At 73.9% G+C, this 26,061-nt stretch carries 16 protein-coding genes and 2 pseudogenes; 10 read left to right on the top strand and 8 right to left on the bottom strand.

What is annotated here, in order from left to right:
* Window positions 1–62 precede the first annotated feature (62 nt).
* Complete coding sequence (locus ACDF64_RS17145; RefSeq protein WP_394552554.1) at window positions 63–878, top strand: general stress protein; 816 nt, start codon at window positions 63–65, stop codon at window positions 876–878.
* A 141-nt stretch (window positions 879–1,019) separates the two neighbouring features.
* Here ACDF64_RS17145 and ACDF64_RS17140 read toward each other — a convergent pair whose 3' ends face one another.
* Both ACDF64_RS17140 and ACDF64_RS17135 read right to left on the bottom strand, forming a co-directional pair.
* The gene (locus ACDF64_RS17140) at window positions 1,020–2,594 is read right to left on the bottom strand and encodes an aminopeptidase P family protein (protein ID WP_394552553.1); all 1,575 of its coding nucleotides are present in this window, start codon (window positions 2,592–2,594) and stop codon (window positions 1,020–1,022) included.
* Window positions 2,595–2,645: 51 nt separating this feature from the next.
* Window positions 2,646–3,698, bottom strand: coding sequence for an endonuclease/exonuclease/phosphatase family protein (locus ACDF64_RS17135; RefSeq protein ID WP_394552552.1), 1,053 nt, complete (start codon window positions 3,696–3,698; stop codon window positions 2,646–2,648).
* A gap of 84 nt (window positions 3,699–3,782) precedes the next feature.
* Here ACDF64_RS17135 and ACDF64_RS17130 point away from each other — a divergent pair, with 84 nt between their 5' ends.
* On the top strand, window positions 3,783–4,655 hold the full coding sequence (locus ACDF64_RS17130) for a PHP domain-containing protein (protein WP_394552551.1): 873 nt from the start codon (window positions 3,783–3,785) through the stop codon (window positions 4,653–4,655).
* A gap of 18 nt (window positions 4,656–4,673) precedes the next feature.
* Here ACDF64_RS17130 and ACDF64_RS17125 read toward each other — a convergent pair whose 3' ends face one another.
* Entirely contained in the window at window positions 4,674–6,170 is a 1,497-nt protein-coding gene (locus ACDF64_RS17125; RefSeq protein ID WP_394555190.1) for a DEAD/DEAH box helicase, read from the bottom strand.
* A gap of 167 nt (window positions 6,171–6,337) precedes the next feature.
* Between ACDF64_RS17125 and ACDF64_RS17120 the strand changes: the two genes are divergently transcribed.
* The gene (locus ACDF64_RS17120; protein WP_394552550.1) at window positions 6,338–7,051 is read left to right on the top strand and encodes a ferritin-like fold-containing protein; all 714 of its coding nucleotides are present in this window, start codon (window positions 6,338–6,340) and stop codon (window positions 7,049–7,051) included.
* 60 nt (window positions 7,052–7,111) lie between these two features.
* On the opposite strand, the gene ACDF64_RS17115 is transcribed toward ACDF64_RS17120, so the two are convergent.
* On the bottom strand, window positions 7,112–7,423 hold the full coding sequence (locus tag ACDF64_RS17115) for a hypothetical protein (protein WP_394552549.1): 312 nt from the start codon (window positions 7,421–7,423) through the stop codon (window positions 7,112–7,114).
* Window positions 7,423–7,644 (bottom strand): DUF3107 domain-containing protein, encoded by a 222-nt coding sequence (locus ACDF64_RS17110; RefSeq protein WP_394552548.1) that lies wholly within the window; start codon window positions 7,642–7,644, stop codon window positions 7,423–7,425. The genes ACDF64_RS17115 and ACDF64_RS17110 overlap by 1 nt, the downstream gene beginning before the upstream one ends.
* A gap of 93 nt (window positions 7,645–7,737) precedes the next feature.
* Here ACDF64_RS17110 and ACDF64_RS17105 point away from each other — a divergent pair, with 93 nt between their 5' ends.
* Window positions 7,738–11,010 carry a PD-(D/E)XK nuclease family protein gene (locus ACDF64_RS17105; RefSeq protein WP_394552547.1) on the top strand — a complete coding sequence of 1,091 codons (3,273 nt, stop codon included), beginning with the start codon at window positions 7,738–7,740 and terminating at the stop codon, window positions 11,008–11,010.
* Window positions 11,007–14,417, top strand: coding sequence for a UvrD-helicase domain-containing protein (locus tag ACDF64_RS17100; RefSeq protein ID WP_394552546.1), 3,411 nt, complete (start codon window positions 11,007–11,009; stop codon window positions 14,415–14,417). Before ACDF64_RS17105 ends, ACDF64_RS17100 begins: the two co-directional genes overlap by 4 nt.
* 458 nt (window positions 14,418–14,875) lie before the next feature.
* Here ACDF64_RS17100 and ACDF64_RS17095 read toward each other — a convergent pair.
* A pseudogene (locus ACDF64_RS17095) lies at window positions 14,876–15,601 on the bottom strand (phosphotransferase); the annotation flags it as partial.
* A gap of 88 nt (window positions 15,602–15,689) precedes the next feature.
* Here ACDF64_RS17095 and nudC point away from each other — a divergent pair.
* Both nudC and ACDF64_RS17085 read left to right on the top strand, forming a co-directional pair.
* Complete coding sequence (gene nudC / locus ACDF64_RS17090) at window positions 15,690–16,754, top strand: NAD(+) diphosphatase (RefSeq protein ID WP_394552545.1); 1,065 nt, start codon at window positions 15,690–15,692, stop codon at window positions 16,752–16,754.
* Window positions 16,751–18,583, top strand: coding sequence for an ATP-dependent helicase (locus ACDF64_RS17085; RefSeq protein ID WP_394552544.1), 1,833 nt, complete (start codon window positions 16,751–16,753; stop codon window positions 18,581–18,583). The genes nudC and ACDF64_RS17085 overlap by 4 nt, the downstream gene beginning before the upstream one ends.
* Here ACDF64_RS17085 and ACDF64_RS17080 read toward each other — a convergent pair.
* Window positions 18,522–19,124: pseudogene (locus ACDF64_RS17080) on the bottom strand (TOMM precursor leader peptide-binding protein); the annotation flags it as partial. The gene ACDF64_RS17085 and the pseudogene ACDF64_RS17080 sit on opposite strands and share 62 nt — an antisense overlap.
* 305 nt (window positions 19,125–19,429) lie before the next feature.
* A complete protein-coding gene (locus tag ACDF64_RS17075; protein ID WP_394552543.1) occupies window positions 19,430–20,803 on the bottom strand; it encodes a zinc-dependent metalloprotease in 1,374 nt (457 codons plus the stop codon).
* Window positions 20,804–20,933: 130 nt separating this feature from the next.
* Between ACDF64_RS17075 and ACDF64_RS17070 the strand changes: the two genes are divergently transcribed.
* From ACDF64_RS17070 to ACDF64_RS17060, 3 genes are all read left to right on the top strand, one after another.
* Window positions 20,934–22,064: a PDZ domain-containing protein gene (locus ACDF64_RS17070; RefSeq protein ID WP_394552542.1), complete on the top strand. Its 1,131-nt coding sequence runs from the start codon at window positions 20,934–20,936 to the stop codon at window positions 22,062–22,064.
* Between the two features lie 83 nt (window positions 22,065–22,147).
* Window positions 22,148–25,120 carry a UPF0182 family protein gene (locus tag ACDF64_RS17065; RefSeq protein ID WP_394552541.1) on the top strand — a complete coding sequence of 991 codons (2,973 nt, stop codon included), beginning with the start codon at window positions 22,148–22,150 and terminating at the stop codon, window positions 25,118–25,120.
* Window positions 25,120–25,980: a class I SAM-dependent methyltransferase gene (locus ACDF64_RS17060; protein ID WP_394552540.1), complete on the top strand. Its 861-nt coding sequence runs from the start codon at window positions 25,120–25,122 to the stop codon at window positions 25,978–25,980. The genes ACDF64_RS17065 and ACDF64_RS17060 overlap by 1 nt, the downstream gene beginning before the upstream one ends.
* Window positions 25,981–26,061 lie beyond the last annotated feature (81 nt).

Below are 26,061 nucleotides of genomic sequence, written 5' to 3'. Positions count from 1 at the left end.
GCGGGCCGGCGCGATCGTGCGCGCACGCCGGCGGGATCGGCCGCGCGTGGGAGAATGGGCGGATGAGCACCCCGAGCCCGTTCGGCAGGCGCATGGCACAGCGGTTCCCGACGTTGCCGACGGGCGAGACCGTGGCCGGCTACGAGACGTACCAGGAGGCCCAGGCCGCCGTGGACCGGCTCGCCAAGGCCGATTTCCCGGTGCGCGAGCTGTCGATCATCGGCACCGACCTCACGAGCGTCGAGCGCATCACGGGCAAGCTCACGTGGGGTCGCGCCGCGGGCGCCGGCGCGCTGTCGGGCGCGTGGTTCGGCCTGTTCCTCGGCCTGCTGTTCTTCATCTTCTCGCCGACCGGGACGGGCATCGGCCTGCTCGCGTCCGCGGTCCTCATCGGTGCCGGCTTCGGCATGATCTTCGGGCTCGTCACGTACTCCGCGAACCGCCGCCGACGCGACTTCACCTCGACCATGCAGGTCATCGCGACCCGGTACGCGATCATCGCGCACTCCGCGCACGTCGAGCGGGCCCGCAGCGTGCTCGGCGTCGAGGCGCCGGGGCCGCGGACGGGCTCGACGCCGGCGTGGCGACCCGATGCCGCCGGGCCCGAGGCGGCGCGCCCGGAGCCGGTGCGCCCCGAGGCCCCGAAGCCGGTCGCCGAGCCGGCCCCGACCCCGCGGGTCGACCCGGACGCCCCGCCGCCCAGGACCTACGGCGAGGCGCAGGATGCGGCGCGCAAGGCTCGCGCGCGGGCGGCCGCCGAGGCGGCGCCGCCGCAGTACGGCGAGCGCACCGCGCCGGATGCCACGGGGTCGGATGCCACGGGACCGGATGCCTCGGAGCCCGACGCCTCGGACGCCGACGAGGCATCCGCTCGCTGAGCGCCGCGCTCGCGCCGGACGCCCCGCTCACTCGCGCCGCTCACCGCGCTCGCCCGCGCCGGAATCCGGTTCCGGCGATCGAAGCCGTTCCGGGCGTGCTTCGCCCGCCGGAACGTGCTTCGAACGTGAACCGGCCCCGGGTCAGCGACCCGCGCCGCGCACCCAGGCCTCGACCTCGTCGGCCGTGCGCGGGATCGCCGCGGACAGGTTCTCCGCGCCGTCGGCCGTGACCAGGATGTCGTCCTCGATGCGCACGCCGATGCCGCGGAACTCCGCGGGCACGGTCAGGTCGTCGGGCTGGAAGTAGAGCCCGGGCTCGATCGTGAAGACCATGCCGGCCTCGATCACGCCGTCCAGGTACAGCTCGCGGCGCGCCTGCGCGCAGTCGTGGACGTCGAGCCCGAGGTGGTGGCTCGTGCCGTGCACCATGTACCGGCGGTGGTACTGCTTGTCGGGCTCGAGCGACTCCTCGGCCGAGACCGGGAGGAACCCCCACTCGGCGGTCTTGCGCGCGATCACGGCCATCGCGGCGGCGTGCACCTCGCGGAACACGGTGCCGGGCCGCACGATCGCGAACGCCGCGTCGGCCGCCTCGCGCACGGCCTCGTAGACGAGGCGCTGCACGTCCGAGTAGGTCCCGTTCACGGGGAAGGTGCGGGTGATGTCGGCCGTGTAGTAGCTGTCCGCCTCCACGCCGGCGTCGAGGAGCACCAGGTCGCCGGGGGCCACCGGGCCGTCGTTCCGGGTCCAGTGCAGGATCGTGGCGTGCGGGCCCGCCGCGGCGATCGAGCCGTAGCCGACGTCGTTGCCGTCCAGGCGCGCGCGGGTCGCGAACACGCCCTCGATGACGCGCTCGCCGCGGACCTCGCCCGTGATGCGGGGGAGCTCCCGGAGCACCTCGCCGAACCCGCGCGCGGTCGCCGCGATCGCGGCGCGCAGCTCGGCGATCTCGTACGCGTCCTTCACCAGCCGGTGCTCGCTCAGCACGCGGGCCAGGTCGGCGTCGGGTTCGTGGTCGGTCCCGACCTCGAGGCTGAACGGCGCGTCCTGCGCGTTCGTCGAGAGCGCCCGCTCGGCGGCGAACCGGATGCGCGCGTGGTCGACCTTCTCCGTGAGGGCGGCATCCGCCTCGCGCACGACCATGGTCGCGGTGTCGACGCGCTCGACGATGGCGTCGAACTCGCCGAGGTCGCGCGTGCCGACGCCGAGGTCGGCGGCGACGTGCGCGAGCGACGGCCGCGGGCCGATCCAGAATTCGCCGATCGCGGGGTTCGCGTAGAACTCCTCGGTGTCGCGCCCGGCGCGCTCGCGGAAGTAGAGCGTCGCGAGGTGGCCCTCGCCGCCCTCGGGCTCGAGCACCAGCACGGCGCCGGGCTCGGAGTCGCTGCCCCACCCGGTGAGGTAGGCGAACGCGCTGTGCGCGCGGAAGGGGTAGTCGGTGTCGTTCGCGCGCTGCTTGAGGTCGCCCGCCGGCACGATGAGGCGCATGCCGGGGAACTCCGCCGAGAGGCGGGACCGGCGCTCGGCCGCGTACGCGGCGGATTCGCGCGCTGCGGGCAGCGCCTCGTCGCGCTCGGCCCAGCCGCTGCCGATGTACTCGCGGAAGCCGTCCGAGGTCGGCGTGGTCGACCGGTTCGCGTTGCGCCCGCCCTCCTCGGCGGTGGCCTCGGCGGCCGGTTCGGCGGGTGCGGTGCTGGTGTCGGTCGTCTCGGACATGCCGTCCATTCTCGCACCGCGCGGCTGGGGGTCGGCGGGGTGCGGGTGCGCTCAGCCTGCGCGGACGAACGTCGCGACCACGGGCCGGTGGTCGCTGCCCGACCCGTCGAGCTCGCCGACGACGCGGAACGACACCGCCCGCCAGTCCGGCGTCGCGAGCACGTGGTCGATGGGGCTGCCGAGCAGTTCCGGGGCCCAGGACGGCCACGTGCCGAGTCCCGCCGCGCCCGTCACGTCCGCGGCGTCGCGACACCGGCCGAGGTCGCCGCCGTCCACGCCGCGGCCGGCGAAGTGGTCGAGGGTCGCGTTGAAGTCGCCCGCCATGATCACGCCGTCGTCGCCGTCGCCGTCGCCGTCGCCCTCGTCGCCGTCGCACAGGGAGGCGAGCCAGTCGAGGTCGCTCCGCCAGTTCCGCAGCTCCCACCGGATCGGCGCGACCGCGTGCGCTGCGACGATGGTCGGGCCATCGCCGGACGCGGACTCGGCGACGACGGTCGGCAGCGTGTTCGTGTTGTCCGGCGGGCCCGGCCACTCGGGGCTCACGACCCGATAGTCGCCGAGCGCGGGCGACACGAGCAGCGTGGTCGAGCGCGCCTTCGAGATCTCGTCGAACGCGATCGAGTGCACCCACATCGGCGAGCCCGCCTCGCCCATGCGGACCGCGACCTCCTCGCCGACCTCGCCGGTCGTCTCCGGGAGCACGACGATGTCGGCGCCCTCGTCGACCGCGAGGTCGACGATCTGCTGCGGGTCCGGCACCTCGCCGTAGGTGTTCCACGACAGCACCGTGATCGCGTCGTCGGGCCCGGCGCCCGGCGTCGCCGAGCCGAGCCCGCGGTTGACGAGGACCGCGGCGTTGCCGAGCGCGAACACGACGAGCACGAGCGCGAGTGCGAAGCACGTCGTGCGGATGGCCCGGATCGCGCCGAGCGTGCCGAACAGCACGGCGGCGGCCACGGCGACGAGCGCCGCGGTCCCGCGCAGGGCGACCACGTGGGCCGCGATCCACTGGTCGTTGAGCCCGAACGCCTGCGGCCAGAGCAGGATCGCGCCGACGACGGTCGCGACGGCGACGACGAGCCAGCCGAGGAGCCGGGGGAGCATCCTCCCAACCTATGACAGGGTGCCGCCGGCGGTTGCCGCGGCAGGCTGGCGGTCCGCTGTGAGTCCACGGCCTAGCATGGGGTCATGCCACCCGCCGAGCCCGCCGCCGTCGGCGGGGCCGACCTCCACGTGCACTCGACCGTCTCCGACGGGACGGTGGAACCGGCCGACCTGCTCGCCGAGGCCGCCGCGGTCGGCCTCGAGGCGATCGCGCTCACCGACCACGACTCGACGGCCGGCTGGGCCCACGCGGCCGGAGCGGTCGCGGCGACGGGCGTCGCGCTCATCCCCGGCATCGAGCTCACCACGCGCGAGGCCTACACGAGCGTCCACCTGCTCGGGTACCTCCTGGACCCCCACGATCCGGGGCTGCTCGCCGAGACGGCGCGCATCCGCGAGTCCCGGCTCACGCGTGCCGAGGAGATCGTGCGGCGCATCGCCCGCGACTACGACCTGGACTGGGACGACGTGCTCGCCCAGACGGCCGAGGGCGCGACCGTCGGCCGCCCGCACATCGCCGACGCGCTCGTCGCGCGCGGCCACGTGCCGACCCGCTCCGACGCGTTCGCCGGCATCCTGCACCCGCGCACCGGCTACGTGCAGCCGCACTACGCGCCCGACCCGCTGACCGGCATCCGGCTGATCCGCGCGGCGGGCGGGGTGCCCGTGCTCGCGCACCCGGGCACGAGGGGGGCTGATCGCGTGCTGCCGGACGAGCGGATGGCCCGCCTCGTCGATGCGGGCCTGTTCGGCCTCGAGATCGACCACCCCGAGAACCGGCCCGACGCGCTGCCGCGGCTTCGGCGGCTCGCGGAGCGGTTCGGCCTCGCGATCACGGGGTCGAGCGACTACCACGGCGCGGGCAAGCCGAACCGGCTCGGCGAACGCCGGACCTCGGAGGACGTGGTCCGGCGCATCCTCGCCGAGGGGACCGGCTCGAAGCCGATCCGGCCCTGACCGGAGTCGGCCGCGCGATCAGGCCTGCGGCGCCGCCGGGGCCTGGCCGCCGCCCGACCGCGAGCCGCCCCGACGACGGCGGCGCCGACGCGGCGCCGCGTTCCCGTCGTGGTGCTCGTGGCCCTTGCCGTCGTGCGTGCCGGCGCCCGGTTCGCGGGACTCGCCGGATGCCTCGGTCGTCGTCGTCGCGGCCTCCGTCGACCGCTCACCGGTGGAGGCGCCGCCACGGGTCCGCGTGCGCGTCCGCGACCGGGGCGCGCGGGGCTCGCCCTCGGGCGCCTCGCTGCGGCCCGCCGTGCTCGACCGGCTCGCCGACGCGGCCGCAGCCGCCGGCTTCAGGCGGCCCTTCGTGCCGGCGGGGATGGCGAGGTCCTCGAACAGGTGCGGGCTCGACGAGTAGGTCTCGGTCGGCTCGGGCTGGCCGAACTCGAGCGCACGGTTGATGAGGGCCCACTTGTGCAGGTCCTCCCAGTCGACGAAGGTCACCGCGATGCCGGTCTTCCCGGCGCGGCCGGTGCGGCCCGCGCGGTGCAGGTACACCTTGTCGTCGTCGGGGATCGTGTGGTTGATGACGTGGGTCACGTCGTCGACGTCGATGCCGCGCGCCGCGACATCCGTGGCGATCAGGACGTCCTTCTTCCCGGCCTTGAACGCGGCCATCGCCCGCTCGCGCTGGTCCTGGCCGAGGTCGCCGTGGACGGCGGCGGCGTTGAAGCCGCGGTCGTTCAGCTCCTCGACGAGCCGGGCCGCTGCGCGCTTCGTGCGCGTGAAGATGACCGTCTTGCCGCGGCCCTCGGCCTGGAGGATGCGCGCGATCACCTCATCCTTGTCGAGCGAGTGCGCCCGGTAGATGAGGTGCTTGATGTTCGCCTGCGTGAGGCCCTCGTCGGGGTCGTTCGCGCGGATGTGGATCGGCTTCGACATGAAGCGGCGCGCGAGCGCGACGATCGGGCCCGGCATGGTGGCCGAGAAGAGCATGGTGTGGCGGTTCGCGGGGGTCTGCGCGAACAGCTTCTCGATGTCGGCGAGGAAGCCGAGGTCGAGCATCTTGTCGGCCTCGTCGAGGACCATCTCCTGGACGTCCTTCAGGCTCAGCAGGCGCTGGCCGGCGAGGTCGAGGAGGCGGCCGGGCGTGCCGACGACGATCTGCGCGCCCGCCTTCAGCTGCTCGATCTGGCCCTCGTACGCCTTGCCGCCGTAGATCGAGACGACCTTCGTGGGGCGGTTCGAGGTCGCGAGCTCGAGGTCCTCGGTCACCTGGACGCACAGCTCGCGCGTCGGGACGACCACGAGCACCTTGACCCCTGGCTCGGGGACGTCGCCGATGCGCTGGATGATCGGGAGGCCGAAGCCGAAGGTCTTGCCCGTGCCGGTCTTGGCCTGGCCGATGATGTCCTGGCCGGAGAGGGCGAGGGGAATGGTCTGCTGCTGGATGGGGAAGGGCTCGGTGATGCCCTTCCCGGCGAGTGCGTCGACGATGTCGGACGCGATGCCGAGGTCTGCGAAGGTGCTCAAAGAAGTGGTCTGCCTGTCGGTGTCGGGGCTGCCGGTGTCGTTGCCGACAGCGTCGAGGAGGGTGAGCGCCCTGATTCCCTGCAGGCGCCCGGTCGCGGCTCCGTCGTCCGCGTACCCGACCACCCTATCGGAGCGGGAGCCGCGCACCCCGGGGATATGCTGAACGGGTGGTGACGTGGAGCAAGCGGGGCGGCGTGCGCCCCGAGGCGGGGATGCGTCCGTTCGTCGCCCCGACCACCCTGACCAAGGTCGATTTCACGGACCTGACGCCCGACCCGCTCGCGTTCCTCGGGCAGGCGGCGACGATCCAGCTCGAGGCGTTCGAGGCGCTCGCGAGGGCGGTCATCGAGGCGCCCACGTTCGCCGACAAGGAGGGGCTCTCGGCGGCTGCGGGCGTCGCGCTGCGCAAGCACCACGCGCTCATCGCCGAGCTCCGCCGCGAGGGCGTCGAGCCGGTGTCGATGATGGAGCCGTTCGCGTCGGGCGCGGAGCGCTTCCGCGAGGTGATCGCGGGGAGCACGTGGCACGAGCTCCTGCTCGGCATCCACGTGGCGACCGGATTCCTCGACGAGTTCTTCGTGCGCCTGTCCGGCGGCCTCCCGACCGAGCTCGCCGGCCGCGTCCGGGGCATCCTCTCGGAGGCGGGCGCCGGGCCGGTGCTCGCCGGCATCCTGCAGTCCTCGATCGCGGCGCAGCCGGGACTCGCCGACCGGCTCGCACTGTGGGGCCGCAGCATCGTCGGCGACTGCCTGCTGGTCGCCCGGTCCGCATTGCGCGAGGCCGAGCGGCCGAGCCACGTGCACGACGAGGCCGAGCCGGTCTTCACCGAGCTCATCGCCGAGCACACGCGCCGGATGGACGCGCTCGGCCTGACGGCCTAGTCGCCGACGGCCCGGGTTGCGACGCGATCAGCGCCGCGTGCGATCAGGCGCGCCGCGCGATCAGGCGCGCCGCGCGCTCCGGCCCGGGCGCGAGAGGCGCTCGAACAGCTCGGCGTCCGCGCGCTCGCGGCTCGGCCCGATCAGGAGGGCGACGAGCGCCGAGACCACGCCGGCCGCGGCGAGCGCGACGACCCAGATCCAGCCGCCGTCCCACGCCCAGCCGAGCCAGGTCAGCGCGACCCAGACGACGGCCGCGACGCCGGCGCCGACCGCGGGCACGAGGATCGTGCCGTAGGTCGCGCGCCGCGGAAGCAGGTAGCGGGCGGCGAGGCCGAGGATGGCTCCGCCGAGCGTGACGAACAGCAGTTCCATCAGGCGACGAACCCGACGCGACGCGATTCCTCCGAGCCGATCTCGACGTAGGCGAGCGCCGCGCTCGGCACGACGTAGACGTTGCCCTTCGAGTCCGTGAGCCGGAGCTGCGCCTTCCCCGCCAGCGCGTCGGCGACTGCCTGCTCCACCTCGGCCGCCGTCTGGTCGGTCTCGAAACCGAGCTCGCGGGGGGAGTTCTGGATGCCGATGCGAACGTCCACGGGTACGCCTTTCTGTCGTCGTGCCCACACTACGACACGGCCCACGGGGGCCCGGTCGCGTTCACTGTCGGCGGAACGGGTTACGGTGACGGCATGCCCGATTCCCCCACCCTCCGCGAGCGGTCCGAGCTGCTCCCGGCGCTGGTCGATCCGGCCGGCGCGGACGCCGGATCCGACGTCGCGGATCCCTCGCAGGCGGCGTCTCGCGGCGACCGCGAGCGCGTGCTCGGACTCGGCGCCCGGGCGTCGGCGGCGGTGTTCGGGGCGCCGGGGTCCGGCAAGACGGCGCACGTCGTCGACCTCGTCGCGGACCGCGTCGAACGGCTGGGGTTCACGACCGACGAGGTGCTCGTGCTCGCGGCGACGCGGCACACCGCGAACGACCTCCGCGACCGGCTCGCGGTGCGGCTCGGCGCGACCACGCGGGGACCGCTCGCGCGGACCGCGAACTCGGTCGGGTTCCAGGTCGTGCGGGCGCACCTCGGCACGTCGGTCACCCTGCTCACGGGAGCCGAGCACGACCAACTCATCGCCGAACTCGTGGAGGGCGGCATCCGCGACGGCGGCGGCGCCGACTGGCCGGAGCCGTTCGCACCGGACGTGCGCGTCCTGCGGGGATTCCGCTCCGAGCTGCGCGACCTGCTCATGCGCGCGGTGGAGCACGGCCTCGACGGCGCGGCGCTGCGCGCGCTCGGGGAGCGGGGCGGGCGGCCGGAGTGGATCGCCGCGGGCGACTTCCTCGCCGAGTACGACGAGGTGAAGGACGCGGTGCGACCCGACTCGTTCGACTCGGCCGAGCTCGGGGCGTTCGCCGCGGCGGTGGTCCGACGGTCGGTGGAGGACCCGGCCGCGGAGGCCGCCCTCGGCCGGCTCGCCGGGCTCCGCCTCATCGTGGTGGACGACGCGCAGGAGGCGACCGAGGCGACCGCCGACCTCCTCGCGGCCTTCGCGCGCCGCGGGGTCGCGATCGTCGCGTTCGGCGACCCCGACGTCGCGAGCAACGGCTTCCGGGGCGGGCGCCCCGAGCTGCTCGGCGTGCTCGACGGCGTCGTCGGCGGCCCCGTCGAGCGCATCGTGCTCGGCGCCGGGCATCGTGGGCGGCCGGCGATCCGGACCCTCGTGTCGGGCATCACCGCCCGGATCGGCGCCGCGCTCGGCGGCACGCACCGACTCCAGCCCGACGAACGGCCCGACGACGACCCGCTCGCGCCGATCATCGGCGTCGCGGCGCCGTCGCACGCCGGCGAGTGCCAGGCCGTCGCGGCGCTGCTGCGCGAGCGGCACCTGCTGGACGGCGTGCCGTGGTCGTCGATGGCCGTGGTCCTGCGCTCCGGCGGGGACCTGCCCGCGTTCGTGCGCGGGCTCGCGCTCGCCGACGTGCCGATGAGCGCCGATCAGGCGCGCACGCCGCTGCGGGATGCGCCGGCGGCGGCCGCGCTCCTCGTCGCGGCATCCGTCGCCCTCGACCGCGAGCCGCTGACCGCCGAACTCGCCGTGGAACTCCTCACCGGACCGATCGGCCGGCTGGACGGCGTCGGCCTCCGACGGCTGCGACTCGCGCTGCGGCACGAGGAGCTCGCGTCCGGCGGAACCCGCACGGGCGACGAGCTCCTCGTCGACGCGCTCGGCGCGCCGGGCGGGTTCGAGACCGTCGACGCGGCGCCCGCGCGACGGGCCGGTCACCTGGCCAAGCTCCTCGCGACGGCTCGGCGCGTCGGCGCGGAGGGCGGCACCATCGAGGAGGTGCTCTGGTCGCTCTGGGACGGCAGCGGGCTCGCTGCCGAGTGGGCGGCGCTCGCCGCCGGCACGGGCGTGCTCGCCGAGGAGGCCCACCGCGCGCTCGACGCGGTGGTCGCCCTGTGCGCCGCGGCCGAACGGTTCGTGGAGCGCGAGCCGGGCGCCCCGGCGCTGCGGTTCGTCGAGGACCAGCTCGCGAGCGAGCTGCCCGAGGATTCGCTCGCGCCGCGTCGCGCCGCCGACGCGGTGGTCGTCGGCACGCCGCCCGGACTCGTCGGCCGCGAGTTCGACGTCGTGGTGGTCGCGGGGCTGCAGGACGGCGTCTGGCCGAACACGCGCCCGCGCGCGACCCTGCTGCACGCCGACCTGCTGGCCGCATCGGTCGCCGCGGCCCGCTCGGGCGAGCCCGCCCCCGTGCCGGACTCGGTGAAGGCCGCGCGTGACTCGGCGCGGACCGACGAACTGCGCCTGTTCGCGCTCGCGGCGTCGAGGGCGCGGCGCCAGCTCGTCCTCTCGTGCACCGAGAACGACGAGGAGCAGCCATCGATCCTCATGGGACTCGCGCCCGATCGCGTCCGGAAGCCCTGGCGTCGACCGCTGCACCTCCGCGGGCTCGTCGGCGAGCTCCGACGCGAGGCGGTCGGCGAGGCCGCCGGCGCGGCGACACACGCCGCCGCGGGCCCGGGCGGGTCGGCGGTGCCCGCGACGCGCGGGGAGGCGGCCGCGGCGCGCGGGGAGGCGGCCGCGGCGCTCGCCATGCTCGCCGAGGCCGGCGTGCCGGGGGCGCATCCCGACGAGTGGTACGGCCTGCGCGAGCCATCCACCGAGGCGCCGATCGTCGACCTCGAGGGCGATCCCGAGGCGACCGTGTCGGTCTCGCCCTCGCAGATCGACCGTGCGGAGGAGTCGCCGCTCGGCTGGTTCGTCGACCACGTCGCCTCCCCGCCGTCCGGCGTCGCCGCCTCCATCGGGACCATCGTGCACGCCGTCGTCGAGGAACTGAGCGCGCGGCCCGACGCCGACGTGAGCGTCGCCGAACTCTGGTCCGGCGTCGAGGAGCGCTGGGCGCAGCTGCGCTTCGAGGCGGGCTGGGTCGCCGAGCGCGAACGCCGCGGCGCGCGCCGCATGGCCGAGGGGGCCGCCGAGTACCTCCAGGCGTTCGCCGACGAGGGCAAGGTCCTCCTCGGCGCGGAGGGCCGCTTCACCATCGTCGTCGGGAGGGTGCGCATCAACGGGAGCATCGACCGCGTCGAGGCGTCGCCCGACGGCACGACCGTGATCGTCGACCTGAAGACCGGGCGGCGGGCGCCGACCGGTCCGGAGACCGCCTCGCATCCGCAGCTCGCGGCCTACCAGCTCGCGGCCCGCCGCGAGGTCGTGCCGAGCGGCGGGCGGCACGGCGGCGCGAAGCTCGTCTACGTCGCGAGTCCCGCACGCGGCCTCGCGTACACCGAGCGGTCGCAGCAGCCCTTCGACGACGAGGCCGAGGCCGCGTTCATCGCCCGGCTCGAGGCCGTCGCGCAGACGATGGCGGGCGGATCCTTCGAGACCCCGGCCGACCTCGGGGTGCGATCGCGGTTCGGCGACTGGCACTACCGCGTCCAGGTCGTTCCGGCGGTGTCCGCGTGAGCGCGGCGGAAGCCCGCCCGGCGACGGGGCTCCCGGGCGAGTTCGCCGACGCGCCCGATCGCGTCCTCGGCGCGGTCGAGATCGCGGGCGCCCTCGGCCTGCACGCGCCGACCCCGGAACAGCGCGCCGTGATCGAGGCCGACCCCCGCGGGCGCGCGCTCGTCGTCGCCGGTGCCGGCAGCGGCAAGACCGAGACCATGGCGAACCGCGTCGTCTGGCTGCTCGCCAACCGGTACGTCGACGTCCCTGAGGTCCTCGGGCTCACGTTCACACGGAAGGCGGCGGGCGAACTCGCCGATCGCGTGCGCGAGCGCGTCGGCCAGCTCGCGGCCGCGCGGATCGCCGACATCGACCCCGATCCGCTCGAGGGCGCGGCGGTCGGCACCTACCACTCGTTCGCGAGCGCGATCTACCGCGAGCACGCCCTGCTCATCGGCCGCGAGCCGGACGCAGCCGTGCTCGGCGAGGCATCCGCGTGGCAGCTCGCGCGGTCGGTCGCGGCCGCCTCGACCGATGAGCGGCTCGTCGACCTCGACCTGTCGCTGGACCGGGTGACCGGCGCGGTGCTGGGGCTGAGTCGGGCGCTCGCCGAGAACGTCGCGGACAGCCGCGACGTCCGGGCGATGGTCGCCGACTTCCTGCGGATGGCCGATCTCCCGATCGGGCGGCCGCGCAAGCGCACGCCGTTCGAGTCGTTCACGACCGCGCTCGGGCACGTGGGCGCGCTGCCGGTCCTGCTCGACCTCGCCGACGCGTACGCCGAGGCGAAGCGCCGGCGCGGATACGTCGAGTTCTCCGACCAGGTCGCCCTCGCACTGCGGATCTGCACCGAGCACCCCGAGGTCGTCGCCGAGTACTGCGACCGCTACCGTGCGGTGCTCCTGGACGAGTACCAGGACACGAGCGTCGTGCAGACCCGGCTGCTCGCGACGCTGTTCGGCGGGACGTCCGTGATGGCGGTCGGCGACCCCGACCAGTCGATCTACGGCTGGCGCGGCGCGAGCGCGGCGAACCTCGCGCGATTCGGCCGGGACTTCGCCCCCGACGGCGACGACGCGGTGTTCGACCTGTCGACGAGCTGGCGCAATCCGCGCGTCGTCCTCGACGCCGCGAACCGGCTCATCGCGCCGCTCGGGGGCGGCGGCGTCCCGAAGGCGCCGCTGTCGGCGTCGCCGTTCGCCCTGCCGGGGCGGCTCGAGGTCGCATGGGCCGAGACCATCGAGGACGAGGCCGACCGCGTCGCCGCGTGGTTCGCCGACCGGCTCGCGGGCGAGGGAGGCGAGCGCCGATCGGGCGCGATCCTCTGCCGGACCATGGGCGTCGTCGGCGTGTTCGCGGGCGCGCTGCGCGCGCGCGGCGTGCCGGTGCATGTGCTCGGCGTCGCCGGGCTCCTCGAGCAGCCGGTCATCGCCGACCTCGTGTGCGCGCTCCGCGTGATCCACGACCCGACCGCGGGCGCCGAGCTCGTGCGCCTGCTCGCCGGCGCGCGCTGGCGCATCGGCGCGGCCGACCTCGTCGCGCTCCGTCGGCTCGCGGCCTGGCTCGGCGATCGGGATGCCGCCCGCCAGCGGCTCGACGACGACGTCCGTGCGGGACTGCGCGCGTCGATCGCCGCCGAGGAGTCGCCCTCGATCGTCGATGCGCTCGACTTCCTGCTCTCGGCGCCCGACGACCACCGCGCGCTCGCCGGATTCACGACCGAGGGGCTCGCCCGCATGCGCCGCGCCGGCAGTCAGTTGCAGGCGCTGCGCCGTCGCGTCGGGGTGGGGCTCATCGACCTCGTCGGCCTCGTCCAGCAGGAACTGCTCCTCGACATCGAGGTGCGCGCGAACGGCGACCAGCCGCTCGGGCCGCCGAGCTTGGAGGCGTTCGACGACCTGCTCGCCGGGTTCGTCGAGGTCTCGGAGTCGCCCACGCTGGGCGCGTTCCTCGGCTGGCTCCACGAGGCCGAGCAGCGCGACCGCCTCGCCCCGCGACAGGACGAGCCCGAGCCCGGCGCCGTGCAGGTGCTCTCGATCCACGGTTCGAAGGGCCTCGAATGGGACGTCGTCGCGGTGCCGCGCATGGTCGAGGACGAGCTGCCGTCGAAGCCCCGCACGACGAGCGGATGGGTCGCGCTCGGCGAGCTGCCGAACGAGTTCAAGGGCGACCGCGCGGAGCTGCCGGAGCTGGTCTGGCGCGGTGCGCAGAGCCAGCACGAGTTCGACGAGGCCATGACCGCGTTCCGCCTCGAGAACGGCGAGCGCGCGGCCGAGGAGGAGCGCCGGCTCGCGTACGTCGCCCTGACGCGCACCCGCAGCGACCTGCTCCTCAGCGGATCCTGGTGGTCGTCGCAGAAGACGCCGCGGGGGCCGAGCCCGTTCCTCCGCGAGGTCGTCGCGCTCGGGGCCGCGCTCGGCGACGCGCTGCCGGAGGCGCCCCTCGTCGAGGAGAACCCCAGGGCGGAGGCGAACGTCCGGGTCCGCTGGCCGATGGATCCGCTCGGCGAGCGACGCCCCGCGGTCGAGGCGGCGGCGCTCGCGGTCCGTGCCGCCGCAGACCTGCCGACCGGCACGGGCATCGGCCCGAGGCTCCGCTCCGAGCTCGACCTGCTGCTCGAGGAGCGCCGACGCCGGCTCGAGGGCGCGGTTCCGGGGTCGATCCCGACCAGGGTGCCCGCGTCGCGGTTCAAGGACTGGGTCGACGACCCGACGGCCGTGGCGGCCGAGCTCGCGCGCCCCATGCCGCAGCGACCGTTCCGGGCGACCCGCATCGGCACGCTGTTCCACCGCTGGGTCGAGCACCGCTCGAGCGGCGAGGGCGAGTCGTCGGCGCTCGACGCACTCGACCTCCTCGACGCGGCATCCATCCACGACGACGGCGCGGATCGCCGGCTCATCACCCCCGACGACGAGCGGATGCGCGCGCTGCAGGCGACGTTCGAGGCATCCGAGTGGGCGGGCCGGAAGCCCGCCGCGGTGGAGCTCGAGCTGCACCTCCCGATCGGCGAGCACGTCTTCATCTGCAAGATCGACGCGGTCTACGACGTCGATCCGGCCGGCGACGCCGGGCGGCGGGGCATCCGCGCGCAGGTGGTCGACTGGAAGACCGGCAAGGGGCCGCGCGACGCGCGCGACCTCGCGCTGAAGCAGACCCAGCTCGCGCTCTACCGGCTCGCGTACGCCCAGTGGTCGGGGATCCCGGTCGAGGCGATCGACGCGGTGTTCTACTTCGTCGAGGAGGACCGGGTCGTGCGTCCCGACGAACTGTCGGACGAGGTGTCGCTGCGTCAGGCCTGGTCGGCGGCCGTCGCGGCGTCGGGCGTCGGCGAGCCGGTCGGCGCCGCGCCCGGCGCGGCGGCCCGCCCCGGCGCGGCCGCCCGGTCGGCCTCGGTGGCCAGGTCGGGCTCCCCGGCCGGGCCGGGCTGAGCGGCCGTCCGTACCGGCTCGGCCGTCGGTTCCGGCTCGGCGGCGACGTCGCCCCAATCGCTCAGGTCGAGCGGGATCGGCGCCGTCATCGCCGGATCGGCCGTCGGTGCGCCGGCCGCGCGCTCGCGCGCGAGGTCGGAGAAGTCGTAGCTGTCGGTGAGCATCGCGCCGCCGGCCTCGCGGGGCGTGCGGTCGCGGGGCGTCCGATCGAGGAGTTGCTCGACCTCGGAGACCGCGAGGATCGGCCCGGTGTCGGTCGACAGCGGATCGCTCGTCCGGTCGTGCACGCTCGATACGAGGGCGTCGAGCATCGCGACCGCGTCCTCGACGATCGCATCGTCCCGCCGCTCGACGCCGTGGAGCAGCCAGCGGGCGAGCTCGAGCTCCCCGTACAGCAGCGCACGCGGGGCCAGGTGCGCGTCGGCGGCGCCCTCCCGTGACACCGTGTACGCCTCGAGTGCGCGCTCGGCATGCGCGCCGCGCGACGTGAGCAGCCAGTGCAGGTCCTGCGCGGGGTCGCCGACCGCGAGGCCCGACCACCCGATGATCCCGGTGACGCGATCGCCCTCGATGAGGAAGGACTCCGCGGTGAGCGTGCCGTTCACGACCGTCGGCTGGAACCGCCAGAGCGCCTCGTCGTCGGTCGCCTCCTCCCAGCGTCGGAGGAGCGCGGCGGGCAGCCGGCCCGTGTCGCTCGCGCGGTCGATCACGTCGACCACGGCCTCGCGGCACTCGGCGGACGTCCGGCGGTGGAGTCCGGCATCGACGATGAACCCGCTCGGGAGCGAGTGGATCGCCGCGATCGCGAGTCCGACCGCCTCGGCGAGCCGCTCGTGCTCGGTCAGCTCGTCGGCGTTGGCCGCGGCACCGGGAACGAAGTCGGTCACGATCGCGCGCGTCTGGTCGATCGGCGCCTGGCCGATCACCTCGGGGACGGCGAAGGGGAGGCGTCCGCGCACGCCGGCCGTCAACGCGCGGAGCGCGACGAGGTCGCCGGATTGCTCGGTCTCCGCCGCCTGCGTGCGCGGCGCGCGGATGAGGAGGTCTCGGCCGTCGGCCGAACGGAGCCGGACGGCGTCGAACGCCCCGTGGCTCCGGCGGGTGTGCGCCCCGGCGGCGCGGACCTCGAGCCCGGGAACCGCCGCCGTGGCCAACGCGGCTAGAGTGAGAGCGGGTCTGGCCATGGCATCGAGCCTAAGCAGGTTTCCCGTCGAGACGGGCGACCGCCACGCCTTCCCGCCGAGACCGACCGCAGCCCGTGCAGAGGTGATCATGGCCGACCGCAGCGTCCCGCCGCTGGCTGGGTTCGCCGTCGATCGCGACGCGTCGGCGCGCGACGAGCCCGATCACGAGGCGCGGTTCGCCGCCGACCCGTCCGCACGCGTCGTCGCCGTCTCGGACGGCCGGGTGCTCCTCGCGGAGCGCATCGACGGCAGCGCTCCCGCGCTCGACCTGCGCGCGCCGGGCGACCTTCCCGCCGGCCGCGTCCAGGGGTACCTCGGCCGCGAGGCGAGCGGCCGCGTGGACGCGGAGGGCGCGCAGACGGCTTCGCCCGGCGGGCTCACGGATGACCCGGGCGCGCCGACGGATGACCCCGGCGGGCCGACGGACGACTCCGGCGAGCCCACAGACGCTCCGGCCGGGCCGGTCGCGTTCCGCGACTTCGACGAGGAGACCGCCGCCCTCGTCGAGCCCGACCGCACCCGCTGGATCCCGCTCCGCACCGCCGCGACGATGCTCGGCGAGCGCGAGGCATCCTTCGCCGCGACCGCGATCGCACTCGCGAACTGGCACGGCCGCAACCCGAGGTGCCCGCGATGCGGGGCGACCACGCAGGCGGTGCAGGCGGGCTGGGCGCGCCGGTGCGACGACGACGGCAGCCTCCACTTCCCGCGCACCGATCCGGCCGTGATCGTGCTCGTGACCGATGACGACGATCGGGTCCTGCTCGGCTCGAACGCGATGTGGGAGACGAGCCGGTTCTCCCTGCTCGCGGGCTTCGTCGAACCGGGCGAGTCGCTCGAGGCGGCCGTCGCGCGCGAAATCCGGGAGGAGGCCGGGCTCGCGGTCGATCGCATCGAGTACGCGTCGTCGCAGCCGTGGCCGTTCCCGGGCAGCCTCATGCTCGGGTTCCGCGCGCGCGCGGCGGCCGGCGTCGACCCGGCGTCCGCCGTGGCGGACGGCACCGAGATCCTGGAACTGCGCTGGTTCACGCGCGACGACCTGATCGCACCGACCGACGTCGTGCTGCCGGGGGAGACGTCGATCGCCCGCTGGCTGCTCGAGGCCTGGTACGGCGGGCCGATCGCCGCAGATGCCCCGTGGACCACCTCGTGACGGACCCGTCCGACCGGCTGCTGGCCGGTCTCGACGACGCGCAGCGCGTCGTCGCCGAGGCACTCGGCGGGCCGCTGTGCGTGCTCGCGGGCGCCGGCACGGGCAAGACGCGCGCGATCACGCACCGCATCGCGTACGGCGTGGCGTCCGGGGCCTACGACCCGGCCCGGGTGATGGCGATCACGTTCACGAATCGCGCGGCCGCGGAGCTGCGGAACCGGCTCGCCGCGCTCGGCGCGCCGAGGGTCGCGGCCCGCACGTTCCACGCGGCCGCGCTCGCCCAGCTCAACCACTTCTGGCCGCTCGTGGTCGGCGGCTCGGCGCCGCGGCTGCTCGACTTCAAGGGGCGCGTGCTCGGCGAAGCGGCGTCGAAGCTGCGGCTCCGCGTCGACCAGGCGACGCTCCGCGACGTCGCGGGCGAGATCGAGTGGCGCAAGGTCTCGGGCCTCGGCCTCGACGAGTACGCGCTGCGGATCGCGGCCCGGGGCACCCCCGGCGACCTCTCGCCCGAACAGCACCTCGCGCTCATGGGCGCCTACGAGGACCTGAAGACCGAGCGGCGCCAGTTCGACTTCGAGGACGTGCTGCTGGTGACGGCGGGGATGATCGAGTCGGAGCCCGCGGTCGCGATGCAGGTGCGCGAGCAGTACCGGCACTTCGTCGTCGACGAGTACCAGGACGTCTCGCCCGCGCAGCACCGGCTGCTCGAGCTCTGGCTCGGCGAGCGGCGCGAGCTGTGCGTCGTCGGCGACGCGAGCCAGACCATCTACTCGTTCGCGGGCGCGTCGGCGCGCTATCTGCTGGAGTTCGAGCACGATCACCCCGGGGCCTCCGTCGTCCGGCTCGAGCGGAACTACCGCTCGAGCTCGGCGATCGTCGACCTCGCCAACCGGCTCATGCGCGGCCGCGCGGGTGCGCTCAGCCTGCGCGCGGCCGCGGCCGATGCGGCAGCGGACCCGGCGGCGGATGCCCCGGCCGGGCAGGCTCCGGCAGCGGATGCCCCGGCCGGTGGCGCCGCCCGCCCGCACGCCGCGCGACGCGATCGGCGCGTCGAGCCGGTGCTCACCGAGTACCGGGACGAGCTCGCCGAGGCGCGCGGCGTCGCGGCGCGGATCCGCGCCCGGCTCGACGCGGGCGCCGCGGCCGAATCGATCGCGGTGCTGCTGCGCATCAACTCGCAGTCGGCGGTGCTGGAGCAGGCGCTCGGCGAGGCATCCGTGCCGGTCCGCGTGCGGAACACCCAGCGGTTCTTCGACCGCACCGAGGTGCGCGAGGCCGTCTACGCGCTGCGCGCCGCGGCGCTGTCGGTCGCCGACGAGCCGCTGTTCAAGAGCGTGAGCGACGTGCTTCGCTCGCTCGGCTGGTCGGCGCAGGCGCCCGAGGGCCCCGGCGCGGTCCGGAACCGCTGGGAGTCGCTCAACGCGATCGCGCGGCTCGTCGACGACCAGCCGCCCGGCACGACGTTCCGCGTCTTCGCCGACGACCTGCGCGCCCGCGCGGAGACGAACCACGAGCCGGTCCTCGAGGCGGTCACGATCGGCACGCTCCATTCGGTCAAGGGCCTCGAATGGGACGAGGTGTTCATCGTCGGGCTCTCCGAGGGGCTGCTCCCGATCAGCTATGCGAAGGGCTTCGACGCGATCGACGAGGAGCGGCGGCTGCTGTACGTCGGCATCACGCGGGCACGCGCGCGGCTCGAACTGAGCTGGGCCCGCTGGCAGGGCGGGCAGCGGGCCGAGCGGGAGCCGTCGCGATTCCTCCGGGAAGCCGGCATCCGCAGTCCGGATGCGGCGCGTGATCGAGGTCGCGCCGTCCGTCCCGCTCGATGAGGATCGACCTCGACCGCAACGCGGTCGAGGCGTCCCGAACGCGGTCGTCGACCACGTCGACGACGAAGGCCGCGGTGTCGTGCGCGAGGCGCGGCTCGAGCGGGCCCGGCGCGCGTTCGACGAGCTGGGCCGCGATCGCGGGCCAGGCCGGGTCGGCATCGCGCCGCGCGAGGTCCAGGCACCGCAGGCAGGGTCCGTCGCCGGGCTCGACGAGCGGGCCGACGACGACGCCGGTCGACGCGCGCGTGACCGCGAGGTGCGGGATGTCGCGGTTCAGCCACGGTCGGTGAGCGGACGGATGGATGGTCCAGGCGCTGAAGACGACGGCGAGTGCGACCGAGTCCGGATCGGCGTCGGCGGCCGCGACGACGGTGTGGCCGAGCGCGGCGAGGGCCCGGCCGACCGCGTCGGCGACCGATCCCGTGCCGTCGATCGCGACGACGGCGGGCGCCGGGCGTTGCTCGGCCGAGGAATCGGGCACGCGGTCGGTGCAGGCCGGCACGATCCGCTCGAGCACGTCGTCGACGCGTTCCGGGCTCATGCCGAGCCCCGAGCCGACGACGTGCGCGGTCGCCGCGCTCGCCCCCGCACGGAGCAGGGTGACGAGTTGCACGACCGCGTCGTCGGCGTCCGGCAGGACGGCGACCGGTTCGGGGGCGCCGAGCTGGAGCTCGGTCGGGGTGCGCCAAACGAGCGGGTGGGCCGGGTCGATGCGCGGGGTCATGCGGCGAGCCTGCCGCAGGTGCCGGGCGCCGCAGGCGGGTCATCCACAGGACGCCGCAGGCGGGGTCGTCCCCAGCGCGCCCGGGACGCGCCCGGCGTCGCCCGGGACGCGCCCCGCGTCGCTCAGGACGCGGGCGGCTCCTCGCCGTCCTCGCCGGGCCCGGCGGGCGTCTCGCCGCGCAGGAGCGCCTCGATCGCCTGGTCGAACTCCTCGTCGGCGACCGCGCCGAGCGAGTCGGTCCCGGTGAGGCGCGCGATCAGGCCGGTCGGGTCGTCCAGGTCCTCCGCGGTGGGCAGGAGGTCGGGATGCCCCCACAGCGCGTCGCGGGCGTCGGTGCCGACGGCCGCGCCGACCTGTCGCCAGAGCTCGGCGGCGTCCCGGAGTCGGCGTGGACGCAGCTCGAGGCCGACGAGCGTCGCGAGCGCCGACTCGGCCGGGCCGCCCGACGCGCGGCGCCGGCGGATCGTCTCGCCGACCTGCGCGGCCTTCGGCAGTCGCGAGGTGGCGTCCGCGGTCACGACGTCGACCCAGCCCTCGACGAGCGCGAGCATGGTCTCGATGCGGTCGAGCGCCGCCTGCTGCGGTGCGCTCCGCTCCTTCAGCAGCGCGCCGCTCGACACCGCCTCGCGCAAGGCCTCCGTGTCGGACGGGTCGAACCCCTCCGCGAGCGTCTCGAGGCGCTCGGTGTCGATCTCGATCCCGTGCGCGACCGTGGTGATCGCGGTGATGAAGTGGAGCCGCAGCCAGCGCGCGTGTCGGAACAGCCTCGCGTGCGCGAGTTCGCGGACCGCGAGGTACAGCTCCACCTGGTCGGCGGGGATCTCGAGGTCGGCACCGAACTCGGCGACGTTCTGGGGGAGGAGCGCCGCGCGGCCGTCCTCGATGAGCGGGATGCCGATGTCGCCGCCCGAGACGACCTCGGTCGAGAGCTCGCCCACGACCTGCCCGAGCTGCATCGCGAACATCGTGCCGCCGATGCCGCGGATCATCCGGCTCGCCCCCTCGACCATCGAGCGCATCTCCTCGGGGGCCTGCTCGGTCATGGTGCGCGTGAGCGCGTCGGCGATGCTGGTCGCGACGGGCTCGGCGAGCTGGGTCCAGACGGGCATCGTCGCGGCGACCCATGACCGGCGCGTGAGGAGCTCCGCGGGAGCCGGGAGCGAGGACACCGCGACGACCTCGTCGAGCCAGAGGGTTGCGACCTGGAGCGCCTGGTCGTAGCGGGCGCGCTCGTCGTCGTCGAGCTGCCGCTGTCCGGTCGCCGCGCGCTGCTCGCCCTGCTTGAGCGCGACGCCCCAGTCGATGCCGTCGCCGGCTCGCGCCATCGCCTGCTGGAGCTGGCCGAACATCGCGGCGAGGCTCGCCGGGTCGCTCGGCAACCCGGCGGCACCCGCGAGCTTGGCCGGGTCGATGTCGCCGCCGCCCGCGAACAGGTTGCGGAGCATGTCGCGGAACTCGTCCTCCGACTCGTGCTGCGCGTCGTCGTCCTGGGCCACGGGGCCACCTCCCTCGATGTCCCTCAACGCTAACCCCGCGCCGCCCGTGTCGGGTCCGGGAAATGGCCTAGGCTGGCGTTCGGGGTGTCCGCCAGCCGCGAACAGGGGCCGCAGCACGGTCCCCAGCCGCGTGCGGAAGGATGAGATGGCGCTGTTCGACGAGGCTCCCGCGCCCGTGGTCGACCCGGAGTCCCTCCGCCGGTCCAGGCGGGAGCGCATCGGGTGGGGGTTGCTCACCGCCGCCGTCGTGATCGGGCTCGTGTTCGGCCTGCTGCCGTCGCCGTACGTCATCGAGCAGCCCGGGCCGGTCTACGACACCCTCGGCTCGGTCGAGCACGAGGGCGAGGATGTCCCGCTCATCTCGATCCCCGACGAGCAGACCTATCCGACCTCCGGCGAGTTGAACCTGCTCACGGTGAGCGTGGTCGGCCGCCCGGGTGCGACGCCGAGCTGGTTCGAGGTGCTCGGAGCCTGGTTCGATCAGACCCGTTCGGCGGTGCCGACCGAGGCGATCTACCCGCCCGGCGTCAGCCAGGAGGACCGCGACGCCGAGAACGCGGCCCAGATGGTGGACTCCCAGCAGGATGCGATCGCCGCGGCCCTCGTCGAACTCGGCTACGACTTCCCCCGCGAGGTCACGGTCTCGAGCGTGCTCGAGGGATCGCCCGCCGACGGCGTGATCGAAGCCGACGACGTCATCGCGGCCGTGAACGGCGAGCCCGTGCACTCGGTCGACGAACTGCGCGCCGCCATCGCCGACAACGGCACGGACGCACCGGGCACCTTCTCGATCGTGCGCGGCGAGGAGACCCTCGACGTCGAGGTCACCCCGACCGAGAACGGCGGCCAGGCCGTCATCGGCGTGGGCGTGCAGATGGCGTACGAGTTCCCGATCGACGTCGAGCTGAGGCTCGACGACGTCGGCGGACCGAGCGCGGGCATGATGTTCGCGCTCGGCATCGTCGACAAGCTCACGCCCGGGGCGATGACCGGCGGCGACATCATCGCCGGGACCGGCACGATCGACTCGGCGGGCGTCGTGGGCGCCATCGGCGGCATCCGGCAGAAGCTCTGGGGTGCCGAGGAGGCCGACGCCGACTGGTTCCTCGCGCCCGCGGACAACTGCGCCGAGGTCGTCGGGAACGTGCCCGCCGGCATGCAGGTGTTCTCGGTGTCGACGCTCGACGACGCGCGCGCGATCGTGGAGGCGATCGGCGACGGCGCCGACACGAGCGGATTCGCGACCTGCGAGGCGTCGTGACCCGTCACCGCTGAGGGCGAACGCGCAGTCGTTTCCAAGCGAGGCGACCCTAGGATGTTGAACCGATCAAGTCCCGACCGAACATGAGGCCGAGAGTGTCATCAGAGACGCAGCAGTCGAGGAATCCGCGCCGCCGCGCGCCCGTCGTCATCACGATCGCGGTGGTGATCCTCTTCGTGATCGGGTTCTTCGTGTTCTCGGGGCTGTACGCGGACGTGCTCTGGTACGACCAGCTCGGCTTCCTGGGCGTGCTGACGACCGAGTGGATCGCCCGCGCCGTCCTCTTCCTCGTCGGGTTCGTCGCGATGTCCGTCCCGATCTGGGCGTCGATCCAGATCGCGTACCGTACGCGCCCGGTCTACGCGAAGCTCAACAGCCAGCTCGACCGCTACCAGGAGGTGTTCGAGCCGCTGCGGCGCCTCGCGATGTACGGCATCCCGGCGGTGCTCGGCATCTTCGCGGGCGTCTCGACCGCGGGACGCTGGGAGCTCACGATGCTCTGGCTCAACCGCACGCCGTTCGGCCAGACCGACCCGCAGTTCGGGCTCGACGTCGGGTTCTACGTGTTCGAGCTGCCGTTCTACCGCTCGATCATCGGGTTCGCGTCGGCGGTCGTGCTGCTGTCGGGCCTGCTCGTCATCGCCACGAACTACCTCTACGGCGCCATCCGGATCTCGGGCCGCGAGATCCTCATCGCGAAGGCCGCGCGCGTCCAGATCGCGATCACGACCGGCCTCTACCTGCTGCTGCAGGGCGTGAGCATCTTCCTCGACCAGTTCGCGACCGTCACCGAGACGGGCTCGCTCTTCACGGGTGCGGCGTACACCGACGTGAACGCGGTGATCCCGGGCCGGAACATCCTCGCCGTGATTGCCGTCGGCGTCTCCATCCTCTTCTTCATCACCGCGATCATCGGGCGCTGGCGCCTCCCGATCGTCGGCACCGCGCTGCTCATCGTCTCGGCGCTGCTGGTCGGCACGCTGTACCCGTGGGTCGTGCAGCGGTTCCAGGTCGACCCGTCGGAGCGTGCGCTCGAGGCGGAGTACATCCAGCGGAACATCGACCTCACGCGCGACGCGTTCGGGGTGTCGGACATCGAGGAGATCCCGTACGAGGCGAAGACGGACGCCGAGCCCGGGGCCCTCCGCTCCGACGCGGAGACGACCGCGAGCATCCGCCTCATGGACCCCGCGGTGATCGGGCCGGCGTTCCAGCAGCTCGAGCAGTACCGCCAGTACTACAAGTTCCCCGACGACCTCGACGTCGACCGGTACCAGCTCGAGGACGGCACGCAGGACACCGTCGTCGCGATCCGCGACGTCAACCTCGAGGGCCTCGGCGACGCGAGCACCTGGTACAACTCGCACATCGTCTACACGCACGGCTACGGCCTCGTGGCGGCGGCCGGCAACCAGCGCTCGGCAGACGGGCAGCCGGTGTTCGTGCAGTCCGGCATCCCGTCGGCGGGCGTGCTCGGCGACTTCCAGCCGCGCGTGTACTTCGGCGAGAACTCGCCCCTGTACTCGGTCGTCGGCGCACCAGAGGGCACCGCGCCCGTCGAACTCGACTACCCGTCGGGCGAGGAGGGCGCCGACCGCACCGAGACGACCTTCGAGGGCAACGGCGGGCCGAAGCTCGACAACGCGTTCACCAAGCTCATCTACGCGCTGAAGTTCCAGAGCGAGCAGATCTTCCTCTCCGACGCCGTGAACACGTCGTCGCAGATCCTGTACGACCGCGACCCGATCGAGCGCGTGCGCAAGGTCGCCCCGTACCTGACGCTCGACTCCGACACGTACCCGTCGGTCGTCGACGGGAAGGTCGTCTGGATCGTCGACGGCTACACGCTCACCGACCAGTTCCCGTACTCGAACAAGGTCAGCATGAGCGAGGCGATCGCCGACAGCGAAGGGCTCACGCCCACGCTCGCGTTCGACGAGATCAACTACATCCGCAACTCGGTGAAGGCCACGGTCGACGCCTACGACGGCTCGGTCACGCTCTACGCGTGGGATGACCAGGATCCGCTGCTGCAGACGTGGCAGAAGGTGTTCCCGTCGACCCTGAAGCCGATCTCGGACATGTCGGCCGACCTCATCAGCCACGTGCGCTACCCGGAGGACCTCTTCAAGGTGCAGCGCTCCGTGCTCGGCCGGTACCACGTCACCGACGCCGGCTCGTTCTACTCGCGCGAGGACGCCTGGACCACGCCGAAGGACCCGACGGCCTCGCAGAACAGCACGCTGCTGCAGCCGCCGTACTACCTGACGATGCAGATGCCGGGTCAGGATGCCCCGTCGTACTCGTTGTACTCGACGTTCATCCCGGATGCGCGCGGCGAGCAGAGCCGGAACGTGCTGCGCGGCTACCTCGCGGTCGATTCGGATGCCGGGATGGAGAAGGGCGAGGTCGCGTCCGGGTACGGGAAGCTGCGATTGCTCGCGCTGCCCGAGGACGACAACATCCCGGGCCCGGGCCAGGTGCAGAACACGTTCAACTCGGATCCGACGGTGTCGGCGTCCCTCAACCTGCTGAAACAGGGCCAGTCGGACGTCATCAACGGCAACCTGCTCACGGTGCCGGTCGGCGGCGGCCTCCTGTACGTCCAGCCGGTGTACGTGCGATCGACGGCCGGCACGAGCTATCCGCTCCTGCAGAAGGTGCTCGTCGCCTTCGGCGACCAGATCGCGTTCCAGGACACGCTCGACCAGGCGCTCAACGTGCTGTTCGGCGGCGACTCCGGGGCATCCGCGGGCGATGAGGAGGTCGAGCCCGGCACCCAGCCGACCGAGCCGGGGACGGACCAGCCGAGCACCGGCGACGGCACGGTCGCCACGAGCGAGCTGCAGTCGCTGCTGAACCGGGCCCGCCAGGCCATGGAGAACAAGCAGGCGGCGCTGCAGGCGGGCGACTGGGCGGCGTACGGCGTCGCGGACGCGCAGCTGGCCGAGATCATCTCGGAGCTCGTCGCGCTCGCGGACGAGAGCTCGTCGAGCGGCACCGACGGGTCGACCGGGACGGAGACCCCGGCCCCGACGGAGACCCCGGCGCCCTGATGGTCGACCTGCGGTCGGGGGAGTGGCTCGACGACAATCGCGCGAACTGGGACGACCGGGTCCCCGTCCACGTGGCGAGCGAGATGTACGACCGCGGCGTGCTGCGATCGGGCGGCAGCCAGCTCGACCCGATCGCGGCCGCCGGCATCGCGCGGCTCTTCCCCGACGGCCTCGAGGGCAAGCGGGTCCTGCACCTGCAGTGCCACTTCGGGAGCGACTCGCTCTCGCTCGTGAACCTGGGCGCGACGGTCGTCGGGATCGACTTCTCGGAGCCGGCCATCGAGGAGGCGCGTCGGATGGCCGCCGAGCTCGGCGTCGCCGACCGTGCCCGGTTCATCCAGGCGAACCTGTACGACGCCCGGCACATGCTGCCGGAGCCCGAGTCCTTCGACCTCGTGTTCACGACGTGGGGCACCATCGGCTGGCTTCCGGATGTCTCGGAGTGGGCGGGCATCGTCGCGTGGTTCCTGAAGCCGGGCGCGCCGCTGTACTTCGCGGACGGACACCCGACCGCGTGGATGTTCGACTACGAGGGCGAGCCGAGCCCGGACGCCGGGCTGCCCCGGGTTCGATTCCCCTACTCGGTCGAGGGGCCCGACGTGCTCGAGGACCCGAGCGACTACGCGGACTCGGCCGTCGCGATCGCGCACGCGCGGACGTGGGAGTGGACGCATCCGCTGTCCGAGACGATGCGGGCGCTGCGCGACGCGGGCCTCCGGATCGAGGAGTTCGAAGAGCACTTCCGCCTGCCCTGGCGGATCTTCCCGGCGGTCGTGCCGCTCGGCGACGGCATGTACGGATGGCCCGACACGAAGTGGATCCCGCTCGGCGTCGAGCTCGTCGCGCGTTCGTCGCGCTGACGCGCGGCTGTACCTCCCTCGTGGTCGAGCAGCGACCGTTCCGGTGGTCGAGGAGCGCCGCCGAAGGCGACGCGTCTCGAG

The organism is Agromyces sp. MMS24-JH15 (assembly GCF_043518605.1).
In the GTDB taxonomy this organism is placed as follows: Bacteria; Actinomycetota; Actinomycetes; order Actinomycetales; family Microbacteriaceae; genus Agromyces.
This window is presented reverse-complemented; position numbering and strand designations above follow the sequence as displayed.